The organism is Halorubrum sp. Hd13 (assembly GCF_002252755.1).
Taxonomy (GTDB): Archaea; Halobacteriota; Halobacteria; order Halobacteriales; family Haloferacaceae; genus Halorubrum.
Genome location: NZ_NHOY01000037.1, coordinates 61,445 through 82,265, shown reverse-complemented (window position 1 = coordinate 82,265; position 20,821 = coordinate 61,445). Strand labels below are relative to the sequence as shown.

Below are 20,821 nucleotides of genomic sequence, written 5' to 3'. Positions count from 1 at the left end.
CGCCTCAGGTGATCCACGAGAGGACCCGTGCCGCGCGGTGGGTGCCCTGAATCGCCGCGACCCGGGCGGCCGAGAGCGTCTCGGCGGCCCCTCGCCGCGCCGCGGTCGCGCTCCGGACCGCGCTCGTTCGGGCGTAGTAGCCGGACTTACGCCCCGCGGCGCCCACGTAGTGCTTCGCGGCCATCCGGATCGGGGCGCGGCGACCGTCGACCGTGGTCGTCCCCTCCCGGATCGCGTCGAGGACGTCGTCGGCGGTGACGTCGGCGACCGATTCGCGCCCGTCGACCGCCACGTCGGTGAACGCTCGGCCGACGTACTCCAGGTGGTGCGCGTCGCTGGCGGCCACGCCCGGGTAGTCGTACTTCGCGGCGAAGCGCCGCGCGCGGCGGTTCCGGTAGCCGGTGAACAGCCACGCGTTGAACGTCTCGACGGCGTCGACCTCGTCGATCCCGTCGCCGTCGGCGACGAGGACCTCCTCGTCTCTCGTCTCCGGGACGGGGATGTTCCGCTGTCGGACGCCGTGACGCGAGCGCTGGAAGGGGTGCGGGACGATCGCGACTCCGCCGCGCTCGTGGATCCACGCGATCGTCTCGTCGTAGGGGCGCCGGCGCGGCGGCATCCGCTCGACGCCGACCGCCAGCAGGTGGCCGTGCGCGGTCGACACCTCGACGCCCGGGATGCCGATCAGGCCGTACTCCGGGGCCAGTTCGGCCGCCCGCTTCGACTCGCCGATCACGTCGTGGTCGGTGATCACGACCGCGTCGAGACCGATCTCCGCGGCGTGCTCTAAGATGAGCTCGATCGGCTCGTGGCCGTCGTAGCTCTCGTCAGAGTGAACGTGGGGGTCGATGCTGACCGTGACGCTGGACACACCCGGAGTAGGCGACGGGAGATACTTAAATGCGCGAAGGACGTCCGACGCTCAGTTATCACGAAACCCTGCCGCGGCGCGCGCCTCAGAGCGGTCGCCCGCGGCGACCGCGAGGAGCGCGTGCGAGGGAGTCAGTCGCCGGAGCGAAGCGGAGGCGACTGACGAGGCTGGGGAGGCGTGAGGCTGCGGTCGCGGTACGGGCTTTGGAGCTGTTCGTCAGCGGTCCGAACTCAACTATTTATAAACAGGCGGCTGGCGCTCTGGAAGAGCTCTGGAAGGGCTCTCGAAGCGCTCTGCGAGCCGTCCTCGATCGGTTCTCACTGAGCGCGCTCGACTCCGGAAGCGTATCCCCGCGACGGACGCAAGTTATAAAACGTTCAGTCGAACAGCCCTCTGATTCTGTCGACGACCGACCCCTCCTCGTCGCTCGCCTCGGACTCCTGGCGCTGTTGCTCCCGGAGCTCGCGGAGCTTCGCGGCCTGGTCGTCGGTCCCCGAGCCGCTCGCGGTCTTCTTCTCGCCGCCCTGGAGCCCCTTCAGCTCCGAGACCGCGTCGTTGACGGTCCCGGACTTCGTCCGGGTCTCCGTGGCGGATCCGGCCAGCTTCTCGCGGTCGACGTCGACGTCGTCCACCGCGCTCGTGTCCAGTTCCAGCCGGCGGGTCTCGGTGCGCTCGACGCCGCCCCACGTCAGCTCCGCGTCCTCCAGCTCGCGCTCGATGTCGGCTCGGACCTCGGCGTCGGTGACCGCGTCGCCGTCGCCGCCCGCGCCCCCGGCGGTCCCGTCGTCGCCGACGCCGCCCGCGGCGGACCCGGCTCCGGCCGCGTCGCCTCCGGCCGCACCGCCGGCGACGCCCGTCGCGCGCTCGACGCGGTGGGCGACCAGCGCGCCGCCGGTCGCGGCGATGACGGCGACGAGCCCGAGAGTGTACACCGCGACCACCTGCGCGCTGTAGTCGGTGTCGGGAACGTTCCAGTAGTACGGGTACGCCCAGGTGAACAGCCCGACGGCGACGAGGGTGATCGCGGTGCCGACGCCGGCGAGGTACACCATCCGCCGGTCGACGGGGAGCAGTACGACGACGCCGAGGAGGAGTGCGGGCAGCCCGACCGCGGCGGCGACGGCGGCGACCTCCCGGACCGCGTACGTCGACAGCGCCTCGGACGGGAGCGTCGCGCTGTAAAAGAAGATCGCGACGCCGACCAGTCCGAGCCCGATCCCGGCGAAGAAGAGCCCGAACCCCGCGTACACGTCGATCGCTCGGTCGGGGTCGCCGACGTAGCGCCGGTAGTACTCCAGCAGGCGGTTCTCCGCGTTCGATTCGCTCATACGGGAGGGTCGCCGCCGACTCTAATGATTGTTACCCCGCGAGCCCGCGGTCGCGCCGCGGGCGGCGCGAAGCCCGACCGCGTCACCCCCGGTCGCGTCGCTCCGCCCGCGTCACCCCGTGCGCTTTTGAGGGCACGGGTCCACCGTTCAGGCGATAGCCCGTGTCACTCGACTGCCCTCGCTGCGGAACGACGCTGTCGACGTTCGCGCTCGGCGGGGCGACGGCGGTCGCCTGCGACGACTGCGGCTACGCCGGCGTCGAGGCCGACCACTCGGGCGAGCCGCGACTCGCCGAGAGCTGGGAGGAGGCGTTCGCGCGCTTTCAGGAGCAACACGACTGACCATGCCGACCATCGAGATCACCGACGACGACCGCGACCGGATCGAGGCGCTCCGCGAGGAACTGACCGCGGCCCACGCCGGGCCGTACGCCTCGGTCGACACGGGGGACACGCTCGCGTACCTCCTGGACTTGGCCGACGCCGTCGACGACCCCGAACGCGAGGCGGACCCGGCCGCGCTCGGCGGCGATCGAACGGACGACGCGGCGCGTGCGGCCCCGGGAGACGAGACGGCGTTCGACCGGGATCGCACGCGCGAGCGGCTCGAGTCGCGCCCGCGCCGGCACGGCGACCCGGACGCCGCCGAGGAGGCGGACCTGTACGAGATCGCGGCCGCGTTCGACGTGACCGGCCGCAGCGACATGACGAAGGCGGAGCTGGTCGACGCGGTCCTCGACGCGGCCGAGTCGCTGTCGGCGGACCCGTTCTCGTGGGTCGACGTCGACCTCGGCGACGACGCGTCCGAACCGGCTCCCTCCGACGAGAGCGAGACGCCGGAGCCGGCGGACGACGAGGCGGAGACCGAGAGCGAGGGCGACGCCGGCGCCAGCCAGCTTAACGCGATGATGAGCCTCCTCGACACCCACGACGACAAGTGGCGGGAGGCGGACGGCGACGCGCGGTACGAGGTCGAACTGCCCGACGGCGACGTCGAGACGGCGCGCACCAAAGACGACGTGCGCGCGGTGCTGTTCAGGAACTACTGACGCGAACCGATGGGACTGCTGTCCAGACTGCGCGCGTGGATCGGCACGGTCTTCGGCGGCGACGAGCGCGGCGAGTCGCCGGCCGAGGAGTCCGGTGCCGACGAGAGCGGTGCGGATGAGAGCGACGCCGACGGGAGCGACGCGGGCGACGAGCCGACCGGTCTCGACCCGAGCGCCGCGACCGAGACCAGGACCGCGGCGACCGACGACGCCGTCGACGCGCTCCGGGACGTCAGGCGATCGCACGACGGCGCCCCGGCCGGCGGTGAGACGGAGGTCGACGCTGACGGGGTCGACGCTGACGAGGTCGACGCTGACGGGGTCGACGCCGACGGGGCCGGCGGCGACGACCGAGACGCGCCCTGATCGCTCCGTCGCCGTCCGCCGCACGAAACGTTAGGTGCCCCGGCCCGAACACGCCCGTATGACCGACCCCAACGAGGGCGACCGCGAGGCCGAGAGCGACGCCGACGGCGAGGGTGCGGCCGCCCGCGACCGCGCGTTCGTCGACCGGACGATCGAACTCGCCGAGGAGGCGGTGGAGCGCGGGAACACCCCGTTCGGGGCGCTCCTCGTCGTCGACGGCGAGGTCGTCGCCGAGGCGCGCAACGAGACGCGGACCGAGGACGACCTGGCCGCGCACCCGGAGCTGACGCTCGCGCGGCGCGCCGCCCGCGAGTTGGACCCCGACGAGCGGGCGCGCTGCACGATGTACGCCAGCACGGAGCCCTGTCCGATGTGCGCGACCGGGGTCCACTACGCGGGGATCGACCGGGTCGTCTTCGGCGTCTCGGGCGAGACGCTCGACGGGCTCACCGGCGGCGTCGTCACCGTCCCCTGCGAGGAGGTGATCCGCCGCGCCGGCGGCGAGACGACCGTTGAGGGGCCGATCGCGACCGAGGCCGCGATGGCGCTCCACGAGTCGTTCTACGGGGCCGGACCCGCGGGGGAGTCGTAGCGTGCGGGGTCGACACCCGCCGGCGCGATGACCGGCGACCCCGAGACCGTCGTGGTCGGCGCCGCGGCGATAGACGAGTGGTACGCCGTCAGCAACATCCCCGAGCCGGACGGCGGCGCGTTCGCGGGCGAGGTGACGAGCGTGTTCGGCGGCGTGGGCGCGAACGTCGCCGTCGCGCTCGACCGCCTCGGCCGCGACGTCGGCCTCGTCAGCCGCGTCGGCGACGACGAGTACGGCCGCCGGGCGCGCGAGTACCTCGCCGAGACCGGCGTGGACGCCTCGCGCGTGCGGGTCGGCGACGACCCGTCGACCCGGTCGCTCATCCTCAGCGCGCCCGACGGGGAGCGCGCGATCGTCACGACTGGCGAGAGCTTCCGCGAGCTCCGGCTCTCGACCGCCGACCGCGAGGCGATCGCCGCGGCCGACGTCGCCTTCCTCACCGGCTACACGCCCGACGCGGTCTCGCGGGACGTCCTCGGCCTCGTCGAGTCGGCCCGCGACCCGCCCGCGCTCGTCTTCGACCTCTCCGGCCCCGTCGAGGAGCTCGTCGGCCGCGGCACCGAGCCCGAGACGATTCACCGACTCCTCCACGCCGCCGACCTGTTCGTCGCCGGCGACGTCGCCGCCGCGGCCTACTTCGGAGACGAGGCGGCCGCGGTCGAACGGGGCGCGGCCGCGCAGCGGGCGCGAGTCGACGCGGGCGGCGCGGTTCCCGGCGGCGCCGAGGCGGACTGGCCGCGCGCCGTCCTCACGCACGGCGCCGACGGGATGACCGTGATCGCCGACGGAGCGGTCCGGCGGTTCGAGGCGTTCGACGTGGACGTGGCCGACGCGACGGGGGCCGGCGACGCGTTCGTCGCCGGGCTGATCGATCAGTGGGTCGCCGGCGGGCGCGACGGGGCCGGCGCCGACGACGGGGCCGGCGCCGACGCCGCGGGCTCCGAGAGCGTCGCGGACGGCGTCCGGTTCGCGGCCGCGGTCGCCGCGATCAACTGCACGGAGCGGTTCGCGCAGGGCGGGCTCCCGACCCGCGAAACGGTCGCGCGGTTCCTCGCCGAACGGGACTGACCCGGACCGAGGGCGACCTCAGCGCGCCTCGTCGGCCCGCGAGACAAGCTCGGCGACCCGGTCCGCGTCGACGGGCGCGGTGGTCTCGCCGCCCTCCTTGAGCGCCGTGCCGACGATGACGCCGTCGGCGACCGACAGCGTCCCGGCGACCGTCTCCGCGCTCACCCCGCTCCCGACGAGGACCGGCGTGTCGAGCCCGTGCGCGTCGCGCTCGGCGACGACCGCCTCCAGCGCCTCCGGGTCCGTCGCCTCGCCGGTTCCCCGTCCGGAGGCGATCACGGCGTCGGCGAGCCCGCGCTCGGCGGTGTCGGCGAACGACTCCGCGGTGTACCCCTCGGCCGACAGCGGGGCGGAGTGTTTCACGTCGGTGTCGGCGAACACCCCGACGTCGACGCCGAGCGCGTCCCGGAGCCGGAGCGTCTCGTGGGCCCGCCCCTGCACGACCCCCTGGTCCGTGACCCGCGCGCCGGTGTGGACGTTCACCCGAACGTAGTCGGCGCCGACCGCGGCCGCGACGGAGAGCGCGGCCTCGGCGTCGTTCCGGAGGACGTTGATCCCGAGCGGGAGGTCCGTCTCGTCGGCGACAGCGGTCGCGGCGCGGGTGACGGCCGCGACGACGTGTTTCGGGGCGTCGTCCGGGTAGAAGGGGGCGTCGCCGAAGTTCTCGATCATGATCCCGTCGACGCCGCCGCCGTCGAGGGCGCGGGCGTCGGCCGCGGCGCGGTCGAGCGCGTCCCGCATCGCGCGGGCGCCGTCCGCCGGCGCCTTCGGCGCGCCCGGGAGTGGCGGGAGGTGTACCATGCCGATCACCGGCGCGTCCGTTCCGAAGGTGGCCTCGAACTCCATGTCACGCCCAGCGACGCCCGCTCCCCTCATAAGCCTCCCCACACGGTTTAGTCGGTCCGGGTCGAACTCGGGACGAACGGTCATGAGCCTTGACGTCGACGCCGACCCCGTGACCCGGAGCGGCGAGCTGACGCTCGTCCTCTCGCTCGGCGCTGCGCGGCGGCTCGCTGACCCCGAGGCGGCGTTCGCCGAGGCCCGCCGGTGGAGCCGGTACGTCGGGATCGTCGCGAACGACGCCGAAGCTGTCGAGCGGTTCGTCCGCGAGCACGGCGTCGAGAACGACTACGCGCTCCGCAACTGGGACAAGTGGGGGACGCTCGGCGACGTCTACGACGAGGCCGACACGCCGCGGCACGTCTTCGTCGGGACCTCTCCGTCCGACCGCCGCGTCGCGACCCACGTCGGCTTCGAGTACCGCCCGATCGGCGAGGCGGCCGAGAAGGCCGACTGGGAGCTCTCCGACCCTCGCTCCGCCGACGACTCGGGGTTCATCGACCGAATCCGCCGCGCGGTGAGCGACCGGCTTTGATGAGCGACCGGCTTTGATGAGCGGTCGCTCCGTCGCCGACGGAACTGGATTCTAAACAACTGATTGAGGATTAAAACCAAGGTTTCCGGTCAGTCGTCGTCGCCGCCGACGATCCCCTCCGCGACGGCCATGTCGTCGACGGTCGGGTCGTCCTCGGAGCGCCGGAGCGCGAAGCGCTTCCGAGCCACGTCGGCGGCGTAGACGGCGGTACCGGCGATAAGCAGCGTGTCGCCGGGGAGCCGCGCCCAGAACAGCGACTGGACGAGCGGCCGCTCGTAGAACGCGAGGCTCCGGGCCGCCGCGTAGCTCTCGGTGAACCCGACGTCGAGCTGGAGGAACCCGACCGGGAGCACGGAGACGAACACCATCAGCGCGAGCCCGACGTTCCAGAGCCAGAACGACGCGCGGAGCCACGAGCCGTCCCAGCGCTCTGGGTCGATCGACAGCTGGAGCACGTACGCGACCATCCCGAGCGCGAGGAACCCGAACGCGCCGAACATCGCGGCGTGGGCGTGGCCGACGGTGAGGTAGGTGCCGTGCTCGTAGTAGTTGACCAGCGGGAGGTTGATGAAGAAGCCGAGCACGCCTGCGCCGACGAAGTTCCACACCCCGCTGGCGACGATGAACATGAACGGGAGCGTGTAGGTGAACCCGCCCGAGGCGGTCATCGCCCGGTACTGACCGATCGCCTCGTAGAGGATGAAGATCAGCGGGAGCAGCTCCAGCGTCGAGAAGACGCTCCCGATCGGCGCCCAGTAGTCGGGCATGCCGACCCACCAGTAGTGGTGGGAGACCCCGATGACGCCGGTGCCCATTACCAGCAGCGCCTGCAGCATGACCGACTTCTCGGCGCTGCGTCGGGTGAGGAGGTTCATCGAGACGAGCGTGAGCCCGATGATGGCGACGATGAAGAACTCGAAGGCGCCCTCGACCCACATGTGGCGGCGGCCCGAATGGTGCCGAACATGTTCGTAACGGGGCTTACGCCCCGAGACGCCTTACAGAACGGTATGACCTCGAGTCAGCAGGCGGCAGAGCCCGCCGTCGAGAGCGCGCCGGACGCCGCGGCCGGAGGGGAAACGGAAGCCGAGACGACGGTCACGGTGCGCTGTACCGGGCACGTCCGCACGGAGCTCGGCGAGTACGAGTTCGAGTACGCGTTCGAGGGCGACACCCTCCGCGCGTTCCTCGACGAGCTGTTCGAGGAGTACCCCGAGCTACAGGACATGCTCATCGCCGAGACCGAGGCGGACGCGACCCACAGCGGGTGGGCGCCGGCGCCCGAGGAGCTTCCCGGCACGTGGACGAAGAACCCGGTCGGTGAGCAGACCACCGCCTACGCCCGGATCCTCGTGAACGGCCACTTCAACGAGAACGAGAACGGCTTCGACACGACGTTAGAAGCGGGCGACCGCGTCGCCCTCGTCTACCCGTTCATGTTCTGTTGTTAGTCGAATTGCGTCGGTACGGCTCCCCGGAAACCGCTTCTCTGGACGTACTCACGACCGAGTCGCTCCGTTCACTGACGAGTGAGGAGGGGCCGGTTTCTGGACAGGCCTGGTAGTCTGGAGCGACAGATAGACCAAGAGGAGCCTGGCGCTCGGGTGGCGGCCGGTAGTCGCCGCCGTTCGAAGCTACTTCGCGAACGCGGCCGGTTCCTCGTTCGGGACGAGTCGGAGCCACCGGTTCTCGACGACCTCGACCGTGTATCCCTGATACTGGAACGCGAGTCGATACGGCGTCGAGGATTCGCTCGCGTGGCCGACGAACGAGTCCAACGCCTCCGGATCGACGCTATCCCACAGCGGTTCGAGGTCGCCCGGGTCTCGGTCGGTCAAGTCTGCAATACTTTCGACTACTGTATAGCTCGTAGACTGATCGGCGGCCTCGTTCAGATCGACTTTGTACACAGGGACGTCTCCGTCCCGGTTTGTTTCAATATTCATTGTGGCTGTATTACAAGACTCGGGTTACGATTCTAACACAGGCTGTCAGGGACCGAGGCATAAGTCGTTTGCACCGGATATATTTGGCCAGAATACTGACATCATCTGTCGGTGAGCGCCGCGATATGCGGGGGAAGGGATTCGAACCACGGTCACGTCGCTCGCTACGCTCGCGTCCTTCCCTGATTCGAACCCCTTCTCGGCCCAGTGCTGTCGCTCGCAGAGTGCTCGCGACAGCATGCGGGGGAAGGGATTCGAACCAACGAAAGACGTTCCGGGCATGCGGTTCGCTGCGCTCGCCGGTCCGGGCTCCGACTTTCTGGGTTCGAACCCGTCTTTCTGATTCCTGCTGCTCGCGAATCGCTCGCAGCAGGAATGCGGGGGAAGGGATTCGAACCCTCGAACCTCTACAGGAGCGGATCTTAAGTCCGCCGCTTTTGGCCAGGCTCAGCCACCCCCGCGCGGATTTCGGTTCCGGCGGCGGGGTGAAACCCCTTTCGGATAGGCGGCGCCGTCCGGAGGCCGGTCCGTCGGTGGCGGTCCCCGTTACCAGTCGACCGAGAGCGTCCCGTCGCCGTGCGGGTTCGGCGCTATCTCCTCGTCGGTCCGCCGGTCGACGACGTGGATGACGCCCCGTTCCTTCTTGGCGGGACAGACCTCCGCCGCCCTTACGTTCTCCTCCAGTTCGTCCTCGCCGATGTAGTACGACCGCGGCTGCGCCATCCCGCTCTGGATGTCCATCACCCAGTTGTCGGCGACCTCGGCGCACTTCCCCGCTCCGAAGCACTTGTTCGCCTCGAACACGATCTTGTACGGCTTCTCCTCGACCGGCGGCCCCTCGCCGCCGATGTCGCTCGCGCGCACCGCCTCGTCGCCGTCGGCGTCCGCGTCCTCGCTCATACCTGCCCATCGGCGACCGCTGGACTTTCCTCTGTCGGTCGTTCCCCGCGAGTGCAGCCCGTTCCGGAGGCCGGGGGCGCGCCGCGGCTCGGCCCCTCGCTCACGCGTCGACGTGCTCCGCGAGCAGCCGCTCCGCGTGTTCGGCCGAGTCCGCGAGCTCCCACCGCACCTTGGCCGCGTCCCCGTACGCCAGCGCCTCCTTCAGCTCGTCGCGGAGCACGCCGGTGCCGAACCCGACCGTGTCGCCGTCGGCGTCTCCGAGTTCGTACAGCGCGTACCGAGTCGGGGCGCTTCCGACCGTCGAGCGGTCGAGGTCGCGCCAGGGCTTCGCGAGGCTCACCGGTGCGCGTCGAGCCCGTCCTCGGGGCCCTCGACGATCTCGAAGCTCCCCTCTGTCCAGCCGTCCTCGACGAAGACGAACACGCGGCCGCCGGCGATCTCGGGGTCCGCGATCACCTCGTTTCGCTGGTCGGTCCGGCCGACGATCACGCCGGGGAACACCTCTTCCCGCTCGCCCTCCTCGACCATGACGCGACCGACGCCGGAGTCCTCCAGGATCTCGTCGTCGGTGTTGTAGTCGTTGACGTAGGTCATCACGCCCTCGGTCTCGGTCGGGTCGGTGACGAGCACGTGGGTCTCCTTGCCGGGACCGGCAGTCACCGAACCCTCCACCGCGTCCGGAGCGCCGCGGTAGAGGGTCGTCCGCCCGTCGAGGTACTCGACGACGACTCCCTCCTCGCGGAGGTCGATCCCGATCGACGTCGGCGGGACGTCGCTGCGTGAAGGCGCTGACATACGCGCCGCTCGGGTCGCCCGCCTCAAAAGGGGCGCGCTCGGCGGCGGCCGGACGGTCCACGGCGACGTGCGGCGCGCACTCAGTTTCGAGAATCGGGCATCCCACATTTAAGTCCCCACCGACGGGAGAGTACCGTATGCAACGGACGCGACGGGGCCTGCTCGGCGCCGGCGTCGGGATCGCCGCCGGGGCCGCGGGGTGTCTCGGCGTTCGCGGCGTCGAGTACCCCGACGCGGCCCCGGACGCGACCGACGGCGACGACGGCGAACCTGATCCTCCCGGCGACGAGCAACTCGACGACCCCGATCCGGTCCTGAACGAGTCGCTCGCGGCGGCGACGCGGAACGTGGTCGACGACGCGGTCTGGTTCGCGACCGAGTACGCCGACGCGGTCGCGACGTACAGGGACGCGATCGCCGGCGTCGTCGCCGAGGTGGACGCCGTCCGCGCGGCGGCCGACGAGAGCGACGCGGTGACCGTCGAAATGGTTGACCGCTTGGACGCCGCCGCACGCGCCGCCGCCGATCGCGCGGCCGAGGCCCTGGAGCCGCACTTCCACCCGGAGGCCCGGATCCGCGGGCGAGCGCGGCGCCACGTCGAGGAGCTCCGAACGGTCGCGCCCCGGAACGACGTCGACCGGTTCTTAGAGGAGCTCGACCGCATGCGCCGAGGGTTCGCGAGCATCGGCACCGCGATCTACGTCGCGGAGGCGTTCTCCCGGGACCCGATCCACAACCGGCTGCTCGACCGACTGCTGTACCCCCTCCCCGAGGGCGACGAGCGGCGGCGGGAGGTCCGGGGGACCGCGTTCGTCGAGGTCGCGCTCGCGAGCCGCGGATTCGCGGCGTTCGCGCACGAGCCGTACGACGACGACCGGTACGACCGCTCCCGCATCCCGCGGATCTACGGCGGGGCGTTCGGGGCGGACCGGCGCGAGGAGCTCCGCGCCCGGCTGGGACCGGTACCGCGGAGCGAAGACCGGACCGATGAGCTGTTCGTCGCGTTCGCGGACCGCCCGTCCGCCGGCAACCGTCCGAGCGAGACGTTCGAGGGGTGGGCCTCCGAGCTGGACGGAACGCCCCTGTACGTCCAGCGCTACCCGGACGCCGACACCGCGAGCGAGCGGCTGGTGGCGGTTCTCGCCGACGCGTCGACCGAGGGGCGGGCGCCGATCGATCCCGGCGCCACGGCCGCCGGCTCGGACTTCTCCGGGAACGGCTCGGCGGACGGCGACGGCGGATCGGCCGACGGCGGATCGGCCGACGGCGACGAGACCGGCGCCGACGACGGACCCGCTCGCTGGCACCGGCTCTACCACGACGAGGCCGAGGGCGAGCGCTACGGCTTCGACGAGCACGCCGGGGTCCAGTACGGCTACGTCGTGCGGGCCGGCGAGTTCCTGCTCGCCGCCGGGTTCTCCGGCGACGCGTGGGAGGAGCGCGCCGGGTGGCAGGGGCGGCTGGCCGACGGATGGGGGGCGGTCTGATGAACGCGAACGGAGTCGGCCTCACGGCGGCGGTGTTCTCAGTGGCCGGCGTCGGCGTCGGTCTCGTCGCCGCGGTCGGGACGGGCTGGGCGGAGGCCGCGCTCGCGACGGCCGCGACCGGCGAGACCGCGCGGTTCGGACCGGTGTTCGTCGCGCAGTCGTACCTCGCCGTCACCGCCGCCGCCCTGGTCGGCGCGCCGCTCCTCGCGGGCGTCCTCGGCGTGCTGTTCGGGTCGCGGGCGTACGACGTCCAGGGGGCGGCCGCGACGTCGGGGGTCGGCGGCGGGGTCGGCGCGCTGATATACGGGCTCCTCGTCGTCGTCCTCGTCGTCGCCTCGCAGGGCGAGGCCGCCACGCAGGCGCACGGGATCGCCGACGCGCTCGGACCGGTGCTCACGACCGCGGTCGTCGCCGCCGTCGTCGGCGCGGCGTCCGGCGCGCTCGGGTCGGTGACGGGGTGACCGATGCGGGACCGAAACACACCGCACCCTCGGGCGGCGGCGAGGAGGGAGCCGTGAGGCGATCGCTCTCTCGGCGGCGGTTGCTCGCCGCTTCCGTCCCCGGCCTGCTCGCCGGCTGTCTCGTGGAGTCGGGGGACGGCGGGGACGGGGTCGCGGAGCCGGACGCCGGCGCGGACGGGGGTGAGTCCGAGAGCGACGCCGAGACGGGAACGGACGAGGGGACCGACAGTGACGGCTCGACCGCCGACCGGTCCGAACCCGACCGAGAGGGCACCGACCAGGTCGACGACGATTCAGTCCCCGACGCCGTCGGTCCGGACGGCTCGGGGCTGGTCGTCGCGAACGCCGAGGTGCTCGACGTGGCCGACGAGGGGTACGAGACGACCGTCGACGCTCGGCTCACCGTCGAGAACCGGGGGCGGTTCACGTACGGTACGGTCGAGTTCCGCGCCGATGCGTACGCGACGCGCCCGAATTCGGCCGAGCGCGACTCGGCCGGCTTCGCGTACGACACGGAGCGGTTCCCGTCCGGAAACCGGTTCGGCGACGGGGTCCGCCGATTCGACGTCTCGATCACGTTCCGGAGTCGGGAGACGGACGTCCCGGCCGACGTGGACTGGTACGAGGTCGACGCCGCGGTGCGGCGCGCGGAGCCGGTCTGAGCCGAGCCGCCCCGGCCCCCCGTGCCGCGCCGTCGTCCCCGCGTGCTACGCCGCCGGCCGCGCCGCCGAGAGTCTCGCCGTGATCGCTACCTCTTTGTCCGCGCTCGCGAGCCGTGAGTGCATGGAGGGACGGGCCGCGGCGCTCGGCGCCGGCACCGTGTTGAACGCGCTCGCGACGGGCACCGGCGCGGCCTTCGGCATCGACGTCGAGACCCGGGCCAGCGTCGCGCTCGACCCGGCGGCCGAGGGCGTCGACGGGTCCATCGCCGAGGACCCCGACGCGGACTCCGCCCTGATAGAGCGCTGCGTCGCGCTCGCGACCGAGCGGTGGGGCGACGGCGAGGGCGGCACCGTTCGGACCGACAGCGACGTGCCCCTCGCGGCCGGGCTCAAGAGCTCCAGCGCGGCCGCGAACGCGACCGTGCTCGCGACCTGCGACGCGCTCGGACTGCGTGTGGGGGACGGAAGCGACGGGGACGTCGGCGACCCGGACCCGGCCGCCGACGTCACCCGGCTGGAGGCCTGCCGGCTGGGCGTGCGCGCGGCCCGCGAGGCGGGCGTGACCGTCACCGGTGCGTTCGACGACGCGACCGCCTCGATGCTCGGCGGCGTGACCGTCACCGACAACGCTGGCGACGAGCTCCGGTCGCGCGAGGCCGTCGACTGGGACGTGCTCGTGTGGACCCCGCCCGAGCGCGCCTACAGCGCGGACGCGGACGTGGCCCGCTGCGAGGCGGTCGCGCCGATGGCGGACCTCGTGGCCGACCTCGCGCTGGACGGCCGGTACGCCGAGGCGATGACCGTCAACGGCCTCGCCTTCTCGGCCGCGCTCGGGTTCGACGCCGACCCCGCGGTCGAGGCGATGCCGCGCGCGACCGGGGTGTCGCTGTCGGGCACCGGGCCGAGCGTCGTCGCCGTCGCGGACCCGACCGACCCGGCGACCGACCTCGACGCGCTCGCCGACGCGTGGGGCGAGCGCCCCGGAACGCTGCGGCGGACGACCACGAGTAACGACGGCGCGGCCGTCGAGTGAGCACACCATCGACCGATCCCACTACCAATGAGTGACACACCGAACTCTGAGGACCGAAGCCTCGACGAACTGCGACACGAGATCGAAGACATCGACCGAGAGATCGTCGAACTGATCGCCCGCCGGACGTACGTCGCGGACACCGTGGCGGCCGTGAAGGAGGAGCGCGACCTCCCGACGACCGACGAGGGCCAAGAGGAGCGCGTCATGGAGCGCGCAGGCGAGAACGCCGAGCGGTTCGACGTCGACGCCAACCTCGTGAAAGCGATCTTCCGGCTGCTGATCGAGCTGAACAAAGTTGAGCAGCGCGAGTCTCGGTAGCTACAAACAGGTTTCTTAGGCCGTTTGTTGCCGGTTTGGCTGCCGAATCACCTTCCGATAGCTGCTCTTTCGATTCAGACTCGATGAAAAACACCATGTCCGCGGTGGCTCCGAAGGATGTGGTAGTGACAAGAGGGCAAGCGTTTTGGCTCTGTGCTCACAATGTACACATATGAGTTCCGAGTCCGAAAAGAAGCGCGTCCAGTTCCGTGCACCGAGGGGACTAGTAAACCGGGCCGACGCGCTCGCTGCGGTGTTCGAGACGGATCGGACGGACATCCTCATCTCCGCGCTTCGGGACTACCTGCGGGACGCCGCGCACTCCGACGAGGTGAAACAGGAGATCGCGGAGGCCTTCTACGACGACGATATCACGTTCGAGGAACTGAAAGACCTCGTCGGGCACGAGGAGGCCGCCAACTTCCACCTGTTGAAAGAGCAACTGACCGACGAATTCGTGGACGAGGTCGCGGAGGAGCTGGCCGACTCGTAGATGGTTCTGATAGTCGCCGACACGTCGGCTCTCGTAAGCCTCGGGACGGTGGCGGGGGGCTCACCGAATCCACTCGACCTCCTCCTCGATTCGCACACCGTGGTCGTCCCAGAGCAGGTCATCGACGAACTCACCGAGACTGCGTCCTACGACGACGCATCCGGTGAGGCGGCACAGGCGGTTCTCGACCGTCGCTCTGCGTTCGAGACTCGTTCCGTCGAACTAGACGAGACGTTCCCCCTGGACGATGGCGAGAACGCGGCGGTTACGCTGGCGAACGATATCGACGCCGTACAACTGATCTGCGACGAATTCAATCGGCTTGCGCTCGTCCACGCCTCGCTGGCCGAGACCCGCCTCGTCACGACGCCCATCCTCCTCACCGCGCTGGTTCGCAACGACGCGATCTCGCCGGACGCTGCCGACGAGTTCTTGGCCGAGATGAGTGACGCTCGCAGTTGGTCGTCGAACTCCTACGTCGAGCGGGCGCGGTCTACGCTTCGACAGCAACGCAATAACGAGCAACCCGATCCGAAGGGATCGACTCGTTAGACACGCGCTAGCCGATCGGAACGACTCTCCGTGAACCGCCTCGGGGTCAAGCCCCGAGGCTTCTGTCTTCCCGCAGTTTAATCGGACACTCCCACCGTCCTCGACGCCACACCCCGAGATGGGTCACGGTCGTCTCGAACGGACGAGTGGGTTGCGGTCGGGGCGTCCACGGCCCCCGATGCCCGCCGTCGCACCTTCCGAACTTGGGGAAGGCTGTTGAGAGCGGGCACATTCCAATCTTGATGCTTCTTGATGCCTTTCACGGCGATGTTGACGCTTGCACTCCGGTCGCTATGGTCTTGATGGGAACACGACCGGCATTTGAACCGCTTCTTGTTCCGGTTCGCTCGCTCCGTGTGCCCGCACATCGGACACCGTTGGCTCGTGTACTCCGGGTTAATCCAACCCGTCGGAATCCCCTCGAATGCTGCCTTGTACGACGTATAGAACTGGAGGGCGCGGAACGGGAGGTGGTGCAAGCGTCGGTTCATCCGCGTGCCGTAGTCGATACTGTCGCGCATCTCTTTGAGGTCTTCAAAGACGATGCACGGCTTCTCGAACTGACGACTCCACTCCACGACGTGCCGAGACACCTTGTGGAGTCGGTCATGAACAAACCGTTCCTCACGCCCTTCCAGCGTGTCGTGCATACTTGACTTCTCTGCGTTCTGCACGCGCTTTCGCATCGTGAAGTAGCGATGGCGCTCGAACTTGATCTCGGGGAAGTCGATGACCAGCGTGTCTTCGACGCCATCCTCTGAGAGTGCGGTAAGGGCCACGTTGTCCTCGTTCACGTCCACACCAACGACCGTCCGCGAGTCTTGCTTGTCTCGAACGGTCTGCTCGCTATTGCGGATATTGACGTGGAGTTCCGGCTCACCGTCACGCCACAGCGTCTCGGACGTTGTGACCGTCCACTCGTCGCCCGTGAGCGCGGTCTTGAGAAGATCGAGATGAGCATCACTTCCGTCAAGGACGCCCTTGACGTGTTTGTAGGGTTTCGCGCTGATACGGAACGCCACGTCGCCGTCATCGGTGAGCGACAGGTTGTAGCCCTCCTTGTAGTTCGCCCGGAGCGGGTACGTGCCATCCTTTGTGTGGCTGGGTTTGCCGAAGTCGTCGTACTCGTAGTAGTTCTCCATTGCCCCGAGTGCCTTGGCGACGATGCGTTGGGTCGTGTTCTTCACGAGGTCGGCATCGTCTTCGAGGCGAGGCGAAATTGAATCCCAGTCTACGCCCTCTTTGGCGAGCCGGATGGTTTCGTTGTACACTCGGCGGGTTTCGAGCGTGGCGTCGTACAGCAGACCCTCGTTGTCACTCTGGATGTCGAGTTGGAAGTCCAGCGTCTTGACGAGGGTCTGTGAGTCAGTCATTCTTCGTCTTGATCGGTGGGTTCTGAGGTTCGGACGACTTTCACGTCGGCCCCTCGCCACCGTTTGGGGACGGTGACGTGGGCGCTATTCCCGAACGGCTTGACCTCGCCGTCAATAACTTCCTCGCCGTCGATTTCAAAGCTATTCGCCATACCTGTGTATATCCTTTGGATATACTTAACTGTGTTGGTGGAGTGTGTTCGATATGGGCGAGAAACGGTCGAATCACACGGTGTACAACGTCAACTACCACTTCGTATGGTGTCCGAAGTATCGCCACTCGATACTCGAACCAATCGAAGACTCGTTGGAAGCGAGTTTTCGGGACGTGTGCGACGAGTACGGCTACGAGATACTGTCGTTGTACATCTCACCAGACCACGTACATCTGTTCCTCTCTGCTCACCCGAAGCACGCGCCGAGCGAGATTGTTCGGACGGTCAAGAGCGTCACGGCCCGGAAGATGTGGGAACAGCACGAGTCGTTCTTGGAGGAGTATCTGTGGGGTGGTGGGTTCTGGGAACGTTCGTACTACATCGGGACTGCGGGAACCGTCTCAACGGAAACGATTGAACGGTATATCCAACGAACAGAACACGTCTAAGTGTTGGCTTCACCCTCGGGGTCAAGCCCCGAGGCACTCGCCTTATTTTCTCTGTAGAGCAAGGACATCTCAGCTAAATACGCCACCGATACACGCCCTTTGCGACCTGAATTCTGTCGTATCGGACGTGTCGTTGGATACTATTTCAGGGAGTCCGTCATAAATGTCAGCTACCTGAACAAGGTCGAACAACTGGAGAGTCGCCGAACCGCGACGCCTCAGTTCACGCTCTTCGAGAGCTCGGCACCGGATTTGAACTTCACCTCGTTCGACTCGCGTCCCGCGCTCAGTAGGTGAAGCACCGGCGCGTCCAGCGGACAGTGCGTCACCGCGACCTCGCCGCCGGCCTAGCCGTTCACGGGACACACGAGAACAGACGCGCCCGCCTCGGCCCGCGGTGGGTCCCGTCCCGGCGTCGCGGCCCGCGCACCCGGACCGCTACTCCCGACCGTCTTTCGGCGGTCGGCTCGACAACCGATCGAACCGGTCTTGCGCGGCCTCGGAACGGGACGACGTGCGGTCCGGGTCGTAGGTCGCGGTCGCGATCGATCCGTCCTCGACCTCCACGTCTAGGATCGCGTCCGCGTGTCGCCCGTCGTCCGGTAATCGGTCGACGCCGAGGACGACGTTACCGACCTCGTCGCCGTCGCGCTCGAAGAAGAGCGTCGCGAACCCGTCTTCGACCGCGTCAACGACCGCCGTGTACGTTCCGTCCGCGAGATCGATCTCGGTCATTCGTACGACTCCGCTAGCACGCGGTCCCCGGTAGCGTTTTCGACGATCACGGTGTCGCCGCCGTTGTTCCAGACCGGCGATCCGGCGCCCCAGTAGAGGTCGGTTTCGGTGTCGGTCCCGCTCCCCGTCCTGAGCGTCAGCGTCTCTCCGGGGGCGAGCGTCACCCCGTCCGGCATCTCGTACCGCTTCCCGGCCTCGTCTTCGACGGTCCACCCCGACAGGTCGAGCGTCTCGTCGCCCGCGTTCTCGAAGACGACGTACTCGTCGTTGAGGTTCTCGCGGTCGTCGCCCGCGGCGTCGGCGTTGATCGCCGCGACCGCGAGCGCGCCGTTCGAACCGGCGGCCGTCTCGTCGCCGCTCCCGTCGGAGTCGTCCGCGTCGTCACCGCCGTCGGTGACGGCGACCGCCCCGCCGCCGCCTATTCGGGCCCGTTCCACCACGTCACCGCCCGCTCCGGGACCGACCGGGTCGCCGTCGCGGAGCGACAGCGGTTCGGTCGGCGCGTCCCGCTGCGTCCGCACCGAGACGTTCGCGCCGTCGCTGACGAAGACGACGTCGCCGTGCGTCGCGGTCCAGTAGGTCGGTACCGAGCGGTCGGCGAAGCGCCGGAGGACCTCCTCGTGCGGATGCCCGTACTGCGAGTCGTAGGCGCTCGACACGACCGCGACCCGCGGGTCGACGGCGTCGACGAACGCCTCGCTCGAGGAGCTGCTCGACCCGTGGTGGCCCGCCTTCAACACCGTCGACCGGAGCTCATCGCCGTACGTCTCGACGAGGTACGCCTCCTGGTCGTCCTCGGCGTCGCCGGACAGCATGAAGCTCGTCTCGCCGTGCGCGAGCTTGAGCACGACGCTGTTCTCGTTGCGGGCCTCGTTCTCGAGGTACGGCTCCGGGGGACCGAGCACGTCGACGTCGACCTCGCCGAAGGCGATCGAGTCGCCCTCGCGGGTCTCGTACAGCGTCACGTCGTGCGCCTCGATCGCGTCGAGGTACTCGCCGTACGTTCGTGTGCTTGCCGCGATCCCCGGATCGTAGACCGCGCCGATCCCGTCGGCCTCCGTCTCGTAGTAGTCGATGATCGCGGCGTTCCCGCCGATGTGGTCCGCGTCGTTGTGCGTGGTCACGAGGTGATCGATCCGCGTGATATCGTGCCGCCGGAGGTACTCCAGCACGTGTTCCCCGTCGTCGTTGTAGTGGCCCGTGTCGACGAGCATCGTCTCGCCGTCCGGTCCGACGACGAGCGTGCTCACGGACTGGCCGACGTTGACGAAGTGGACCTCCAAGGAGCCGTTGGCCGCGGCGACGTCCGCCCCGCCGTCGGTCGCCGCCCCGGTATCGGGCGTCGACCCGGTGTCGGGCGCCGGGTCACCGAGCGACGCGCCCGCGCACCCCGCGAGAGCGACGAGGCAGACGACGAGAAGCACGCGGGACAGCCCCCGAGAAGATGTCATTGTTCCTCATGAGAGACGTTTACCTGTAAAGTTGATCTAACGTGAAATATATCCGTTACTTGGAGCCGCGGTGGTGAGAGAGGCGTTCCGTTCCGTCGTTTCGCGCGTTCCGTTGTACCCTCTCGCGCGTTCCGTTCCGCCGTCCCGTTCAAACGGAACCTCCCCGCCGGGATTTTTGACGGCGCGCCCCCGAGTCGAGACCGACATGTCACGAGAAGTGATCTCACACACCGACGGCCACGTGTATGAGTTCGCGCCGGAGATGGAGCCGGTCTACGAGGCGGCCGACGGGGAGTCGCTCACGATCGAGACCATCGACAGCCTGAACGGCGAGATCCAGAGCGACGACGACCTGCTGGACGCGATCCCCGAGGAGGTGAACGCGGCGACCGGTCCGATCGCCGTCGAGGGGGCGAGCCCCGGCGACGTGCTCGCGGTCAAGATCGAGGACGTGCGCGTCGCAGAGGACCGCGGGCGGGTCCTCACGGCGCCCGGGTTCGGCCTCCTGCAGGACGACCCGGGGATCGAGCATCCGGCGACGCGGATCACCGAAGTGGACGGCGAGGGCGACGGGAGCGACGGCGCTGGCAGCGGGAGCGACGGCGCTGGCGGCGGGAGCGACGGCGCTGGCGGCGGGAGCGACGGGATCGGCGGCGGAGACCGGATCGAGTTCGAGGGGATCGACGTCCCGATCGATCCCGTGATCGGCACGATCGGGGTCGCCACCCCCGACGAGGCGATCTCGACCCTGACGCCGGACGACCACGGGGGGAACCTCGACACGACCGACATGACGGCCGGGACGACCGCGTACTTCCCGGTCTTCCAGGCGGGCGCGATGCTCGCGATGGGCGACTCGAAGGCCGCGATGGCCGACGGCGAGATGTGCGGGACCGGCGCCGAGATCGCCACCGAGATCGACGTGACGCTGTCCGTGATCGAGGAGCCGGAGGTCCCGCTCGACCGCCCGCTCGTCGACACCGGCGACGCGGTCAAGACCGTCGCGAGCGCCGAGACGATGGCGGAGGCGGTGGAGATCGCGAACCGCGATATCGTTCGGCTGCTGGCGCGCGACCACGGCCTCTCCAGGACCGAGGCGTACCTGTTCTCCAGCCTCGTCGGCGGCCTGGAGATCAGTCAGGTGGTCGACCCGCAGGTGACGGCGCGGAACGCGGTGCCGAGCGAGTACCTCTCGGTCCCGTTCTGAGCGTCGCCGCCGCGCCGATCCGACTCCGACTCGGCGCCCCCGTCGCCGAACCGCCCAGCCGCCTGAACCCGACGAGCCAGGCGCGCGGGAGGCCGCCGCCGCGGGCCGCGAGGAGGGCGGCGACCGCGACGAGTCCGGCGGCGAGGCGCGGCA

At 69.5% G+C, this 20,821-nt stretch carries 27 protein-coding genes, 1 tRNA gene and 1 pseudogene; 16 read left to right on the top strand and 13 right to left on the bottom strand.

Annotated elements, in window-relative coordinates; translation table 11 throughout:
• Nucleotides 1–4 precede the first annotated feature (4 nt).
• Nucleotides 5–871 carry a PHP domain-containing protein gene (locus tag DJ81_RS05065; protein ID WP_094522006.1) on the bottom strand — a complete coding sequence of 289 codons (867 nt, stop codon included), beginning with the start codon at nucleotides 869–871 and terminating at the stop codon, nucleotides 5–7.
• Between the two features lie 377 nt (nucleotides 872–1,248).
• Entirely contained in the window at nucleotides 1,249–2,199 is a 951-nt protein-coding gene (locus DJ81_RS05060; RefSeq protein ID WP_094588765.1) for a permease, read from the bottom strand.
• A gap of 161 nt (nucleotides 2,200–2,360) precedes the next feature.
• Here DJ81_RS05060 and DJ81_RS05055 point away from each other — a divergent pair, with 161 nt between their 5' ends.
• The 5 genes from DJ81_RS05055 to DJ81_RS05035 are packed head-to-tail and all read left to right on the top strand — an operon-like array spanning nucleotide 2,361 to nucleotide 5,273.
• On the top strand, nucleotides 2,361–2,540 hold the full coding sequence (locus DJ81_RS05055) for a zf-TFIIB domain-containing protein (RefSeq protein ID WP_094522008.1): 180 nt from the start codon (nucleotides 2,361–2,363) through the stop codon (nucleotides 2,538–2,540).
• 2 nt (nucleotides 2,541–2,542) lie between these two features.
• The gene (locus tag DJ81_RS05050; RefSeq protein ID WP_094588763.1) at nucleotides 2,543–3,247 is read left to right on the top strand and encodes a hypothetical protein; all 705 of its coding nucleotides are present in this window, start codon (nucleotides 2,543–2,545) and stop codon (nucleotides 3,245–3,247) included.
• A gap of 9 nt (nucleotides 3,248–3,256) precedes the next feature.
• Nucleotides 3,257–3,613: a hypothetical protein gene (locus tag DJ81_RS05045; RefSeq protein WP_094588761.1), complete on the top strand. Its 357-nt coding sequence runs from the start codon at nucleotides 3,257–3,259 to the stop codon at nucleotides 3,611–3,613.
• Between the two features lie 58 nt (nucleotides 3,614–3,671).
• Nucleotides 3,672–4,205, top strand: a complete 534-nt coding sequence (locus tag DJ81_RS05040; protein ID WP_094527904.1) for a nucleoside deaminase — start codon at nucleotides 3,672–3,674, stop codon at nucleotides 4,203–4,205.
• Nucleotides 4,206–4,232: 27 nt separating this feature from the next.
• The gene (locus DJ81_RS05035) at nucleotides 4,233–5,273 is read left to right on the top strand and encodes a carbohydrate kinase family protein (protein ID WP_094588759.1); all 1,041 of its coding nucleotides are present in this window, start codon (nucleotides 4,233–4,235) and stop codon (nucleotides 5,271–5,273) included.
• A gap of 18 nt (nucleotides 5,274–5,291) precedes the next feature.
• Here DJ81_RS05035 and DJ81_RS05030 read toward each other — a convergent pair whose 3' ends face one another.
• Nucleotides 5,292–6,119 (bottom strand): BtpA/SgcQ family protein, encoded by an 828-nt coding sequence (locus DJ81_RS05030; RefSeq protein ID WP_094527902.1) that lies wholly within the window; start codon nucleotides 6,117–6,119, stop codon nucleotides 5,292–5,294.
• Between the two features lie 82 nt (nucleotides 6,120–6,201).
• Between DJ81_RS05030 and DJ81_RS05025 the strand changes: the two genes are divergently transcribed.
• A complete protein-coding gene (locus DJ81_RS05025; RefSeq protein WP_094527901.1) occupies nucleotides 6,202–6,648 on the top strand; it encodes a hypothetical protein in 447 nt (148 codons plus the stop codon).
• An 89-nt stretch (nucleotides 6,649–6,737) separates the two neighbouring features.
• Here the strand turns inward: DJ81_RS05025 and DJ81_RS05020 are convergent.
• Nucleotides 6,738–7,589, bottom strand: a pseudogene (locus DJ81_RS05020) (cbb3-type cytochrome c oxidase subunit I); the annotation flags it as partial.
• A gap of 69 nt (nucleotides 7,590–7,658) precedes the next feature.
• Between DJ81_RS05020 and DJ81_RS05015 the strand changes: the two are divergent.
• Nucleotides 7,659–8,099, top strand: coding sequence for a MoaD/ThiS family protein (locus DJ81_RS05015; RefSeq protein WP_094588757.1), 441 nt, complete (start codon nucleotides 7,659–7,661; stop codon nucleotides 8,097–8,099).
• Nucleotides 8,100–8,282: 183 nt separating this feature from the next.
• Here DJ81_RS05015 and DJ81_RS05010 read toward each other — a convergent pair whose 3' ends face one another.
• The 5 genes from DJ81_RS05010 to DJ81_RS04990 form a co-directional block, all read right to left on the bottom strand.
• A complete protein-coding gene (locus tag DJ81_RS05010) occupies nucleotides 8,283–8,594 on the bottom strand; it encodes a HalOD1 output domain-containing protein (RefSeq protein ID WP_170938245.1) in 312 nt (103 codons plus the stop codon).
• A gap of 376 nt (nucleotides 8,595–8,970) precedes the next feature.
• Nucleotides 8,971–9,055 (bottom strand) — tRNA-Leu (locus DJ81_RS05005).
• Nucleotides 9,056–9,140: 85 nt separating this feature from the next.
• Nucleotides 9,141–9,494 (bottom strand): ferredoxin, encoded by a 354-nt coding sequence (locus DJ81_RS05000; RefSeq protein ID WP_094523436.1) that lies wholly within the window; start codon nucleotides 9,492–9,494, stop codon nucleotides 9,141–9,143.
• 100 nt (nucleotides 9,495–9,594) lie between these two features.
• Nucleotides 9,595–9,834, bottom strand: coding sequence for a hypothetical protein (locus DJ81_RS04995; protein WP_094523439.1), 240 nt, complete (start codon nucleotides 9,832–9,834; stop codon nucleotides 9,595–9,597).
• Nucleotides 9,831–10,289 carry a DUF5796 family protein gene (locus tag DJ81_RS04990; RefSeq protein ID WP_094523441.1) on the bottom strand — a complete coding sequence of 153 codons (459 nt, stop codon included), beginning with the start codon at nucleotides 10,287–10,289 and terminating at the stop codon, nucleotides 9,831–9,833. The genes DJ81_RS04995 and DJ81_RS04990 overlap by 4 nt, the downstream gene beginning before the upstream one ends.
• Before the next feature lie 137 nt (nucleotides 10,290–10,426).
• Between DJ81_RS04990 and DJ81_RS04985 the strand changes: the two genes are divergently transcribed.
• The 7 genes from DJ81_RS04985 (at nucleotide 10,427) to DJ81_RS04955 (ending at nucleotide 15,298) form a co-directional block, all read left to right on the top strand.
• Nucleotides 10,427–11,776: a hypothetical protein gene (locus tag DJ81_RS04985; protein WP_094588755.1), complete on the top strand. Its 1,350-nt coding sequence runs from the start codon at nucleotides 10,427–10,429 to the stop codon at nucleotides 11,774–11,776.
• A complete protein-coding gene (locus tag DJ81_RS04980; RefSeq protein ID WP_094558287.1) occupies nucleotides 11,776–12,237 on the top strand; it encodes a hypothetical protein in 462 nt (153 codons plus the stop codon). Before DJ81_RS04985 ends, DJ81_RS04980 begins: the two co-directional genes overlap by 1 nt.
• A 53-nt stretch (nucleotides 12,238–12,290) precedes the next feature.
• The gene (locus DJ81_RS04975; RefSeq protein ID WP_094588753.1) at nucleotides 12,291–12,899 is read left to right on the top strand and encodes a hypothetical protein; all 609 of its coding nucleotides are present in this window, start codon (nucleotides 12,291–12,293) and stop codon (nucleotides 12,897–12,899) included.
• Between the two features lie 121 nt (nucleotides 12,900–13,020).
• Nucleotides 13,021–13,932 (top strand): shikimate kinase, encoded by a 912-nt coding sequence (locus DJ81_RS04970; protein WP_094588751.1) that lies wholly within the window; start codon nucleotides 13,021–13,023, stop codon nucleotides 13,930–13,932.
• 27 nt (nucleotides 13,933–13,959) lie between these two features.
• Nucleotides 13,960–14,253: a chorismate mutase gene (locus DJ81_RS04965; protein ID WP_094581024.1), complete on the top strand. Its 294-nt coding sequence runs from the start codon at nucleotides 13,960–13,962 to the stop codon at nucleotides 14,251–14,253.
• Between the two features lie 172 nt (nucleotides 14,254–14,425).
• The gene (locus DJ81_RS04960; RefSeq protein WP_170938244.1) at nucleotides 14,426–14,746 is read left to right on the top strand and encodes a hypothetical protein; all 321 of its coding nucleotides are present in this window, start codon (nucleotides 14,426–14,428) and stop codon (nucleotides 14,744–14,746) included.
• A complete protein-coding gene (locus tag DJ81_RS04955; protein WP_094527895.1) occupies nucleotides 14,747–15,298 on the top strand; it encodes a hypothetical protein in 552 nt (183 codons plus the stop codon).
• A gap of 77 nt (nucleotides 15,299–15,375) precedes the next feature.
• On the opposite strand, the gene DJ81_RS04950 is transcribed toward DJ81_RS04955, so the two are convergent.
• Both DJ81_RS04950 and DJ81_RS04945 read right to left on the bottom strand, forming a co-directional pair.
• Nucleotides 15,376–16,671: an RNA-guided endonuclease TnpB family protein gene (locus DJ81_RS04950; protein WP_094588748.1), complete on the bottom strand. Its 1,296-nt coding sequence runs from the start codon at nucleotides 16,669–16,671 to the stop codon at nucleotides 15,376–15,378.
• Nucleotides 16,668–16,823 (bottom strand): DUF2080 family transposase-associated protein, encoded by a 156-nt coding sequence (locus DJ81_RS04945; protein WP_094527893.1) that lies wholly within the window; start codon nucleotides 16,821–16,823, stop codon nucleotides 16,668–16,670. Before DJ81_RS04945 ends, DJ81_RS04950 begins: the two co-directional genes overlap by 4 nt.
• A 53-nt stretch (nucleotides 16,824–16,876) precedes the next feature.
• Between DJ81_RS04945 and tnpA the strand changes: the two genes are divergently transcribed.
• Nucleotides 16,877–17,275, top strand: a complete 399-nt coding sequence (gene tnpA / locus DJ81_RS04940; RefSeq protein ID WP_094588746.1) for an IS200/IS605 family transposase — start codon at nucleotides 16,877–16,879, stop codon at nucleotides 17,273–17,275.
• Nucleotides 17,276–17,713: 438 nt separating this feature from the next.
• Here tnpA and DJ81_RS04935 read toward each other — a convergent pair whose 3' ends face one another.
• Nucleotides 17,714–18,010, bottom strand: coding sequence for a DUF3006 family protein (locus tag DJ81_RS04935; RefSeq protein ID WP_094588744.1), 297 nt, complete (start codon nucleotides 18,008–18,010; stop codon nucleotides 17,714–17,716).
• The gene (locus tag DJ81_RS04930) at nucleotides 18,007–19,461 is read right to left on the bottom strand and encodes a lamin tail domain-containing protein (RefSeq protein WP_094588742.1); all 1,455 of its coding nucleotides are present in this window, start codon (nucleotides 19,459–19,461) and stop codon (nucleotides 18,007–18,009) included. The genes DJ81_RS04935 and DJ81_RS04930 overlap by 4 nt, the downstream gene beginning before the upstream one ends.
• 205 nt (nucleotides 19,462–19,666) lie before the next feature.
• Here DJ81_RS04930 and DJ81_RS04925 point away from each other — a divergent pair, with 205 nt between their 5' ends.
• Nucleotides 19,667–20,668 carry an acetamidase/formamidase family protein gene (locus tag DJ81_RS04925; protein WP_094588740.1) on the top strand — a complete coding sequence of 334 codons (1,002 nt, stop codon included), beginning with the start codon at nucleotides 19,667–19,669 and terminating at the stop codon, nucleotides 20,666–20,668.
• Nucleotides 20,669–20,821: the final 153 nt, after the last annotated feature.

What these genes read in the sequence shown, in the direction of transcription:
- DJ81_RS04955 (WP_094527895.1), top strand. Translation starts at nt 14,747, where the DNA reads ATGGTTCTGATAGTCGCCGACACGTCGGCTCTCGTAAGCCTCGGGACG.
- DJ81_RS04965 (WP_094581024.1), top strand. Translation starts at nt 13,960, where the DNA reads ATGAGTGACACACCGAACTCTGAGGACCGAAGCCTCGACGAACTGCGA.
- DJ81_RS04945 (WP_094527893.1), bottom strand. Translation starts at nt 16,823, where the DNA reads ATGGCGAATAGCTTTGAAATCGACGGCGAGGAAGTTATTGACGGCGAG.
- DJ81_RS05010 (WP_170938245.1), bottom strand. Translation starts at nt 8,594, where the DNA reads ATGAATATTGAAACAAACCGGGACGGAGACGTCCCTGTGTACAAAGTC.
- DJ81_RS05000 (WP_094523436.1), bottom strand. Translation starts at nt 9,494, where the DNA reads ATGAGCGAGGACGCGGACGCCGACGGCGACGAGGCGGTGCGCGCGAGC.
- DJ81_RS04970 (WP_094588751.1), top strand. Translation starts at nt 13,021, where the DNA reads ATGGAGGGACGGGCCGCGGCGCTCGGCGCCGGCACCGTGTTGAACGCG.
- DJ81_RS05040 (WP_094527904.1), top strand. Translation starts at nt 3,672, where the DNA reads ATGACCGACCCCAACGAGGGCGACCGCGAGGCCGAGAGCGACGCCGAC.
- DJ81_RS04925 (WP_094588740.1), top strand. Translation starts at nt 19,667, where the DNA reads ATGTCACGAGAAGTGATCTCACACACCGACGGCCACGTGTATGAGTTC.
- DJ81_RS04985 (WP_094588755.1), top strand. Translation starts at nt 10,427, where the DNA reads ATGCAACGGACGCGACGGGGCCTGCTCGGCGCCGGCGTCGGGATCGCC.
- DJ81_RS05060 (WP_094588765.1), bottom strand. Translation starts at nt 2,199, where the DNA reads ATGAGCGAATCGAACGCGGAGAACCGCCTGCTGGAGTACTACCGGCGC.
- DJ81_RS05015 (WP_094588757.1), top strand. Translation starts at nt 7,659, where the DNA reads ATGACCTCGAGTCAGCAGGCGGCAGAGCCCGCCGTCGAGAGCGCGCCG.
- DJ81_RS05035 (WP_094588759.1), top strand. Translation starts at nt 4,233, where the DNA reads ATGACCGGCGACCCCGAGACCGTCGTGGTCGGCGCCGCGGCGATAGAC.
- DJ81_RS05030 (WP_094527902.1), bottom strand. Translation starts at nt 6,119, where the DNA reads ATGGAGTTCGAGGCCACCTTCGGAACGGACGCGCCGGTGATCGGCATG.
- DJ81_RS04980 (WP_094558287.1), top strand. Translation starts at nt 11,776, where the DNA reads ATGAACGCGAACGGAGTCGGCCTCACGGCGGCGGTGTTCTCAGTGGCC.
- DJ81_RS04950 (WP_094588748.1), bottom strand. Translation starts at nt 16,671, where the DNA reads ATGACTGACTCACAGACCCTCGTCAAGACGCTGGACTTCCAACTCGAC.
- DJ81_RS05045 (WP_094588761.1), top strand. Translation starts at nt 3,257, where the DNA reads ATGGGACTGCTGTCCAGACTGCGCGCGTGGATCGGCACGGTCTTCGGC.
- tnpA (WP_094588746.1), top strand. Translation starts at nt 16,877, where the DNA reads ATGGGCGAGAAACGGTCGAATCACACGGTGTACAACGTCAACTACCAC.
- DJ81_RS05025 (WP_094527901.1), top strand. Translation starts at nt 6,202, where the DNA reads ATGAGCCTTGACGTCGACGCCGACCCCGTGACCCGGAGCGGCGAGCTG.
- DJ81_RS04935 (WP_094588744.1), bottom strand. Translation starts at nt 18,010, where the DNA reads ATGACCGAGATCGATCTCGCGGACGGAACGTACACGGCGGTCGTTGAC.
- DJ81_RS04990 (WP_094523441.1), bottom strand. Translation starts at nt 10,289, where the DNA reads ATGTCAGCGCCTTCACGCAGCGACGTCCCGCCGACGTCGATCGGGATC.
- DJ81_RS04930 (WP_094588742.1), bottom strand. Translation starts at nt 19,461, where the DNA reads ATGACATCTTCTCGGGGGCTGTCCCGCGTGCTTCTCGTCGTCTGCCTC.
- DJ81_RS04960 (WP_170938244.1), top strand. Translation starts at nt 14,426, where the DNA reads ATGAGTTCCGAGTCCGAAAAGAAGCGCGTCCAGTTCCGTGCACCGAGG.
- DJ81_RS05050 (WP_094588763.1), top strand. Translation starts at nt 2,543, where the DNA reads ATGCCGACCATCGAGATCACCGACGACGACCGCGACCGGATCGAGGCG.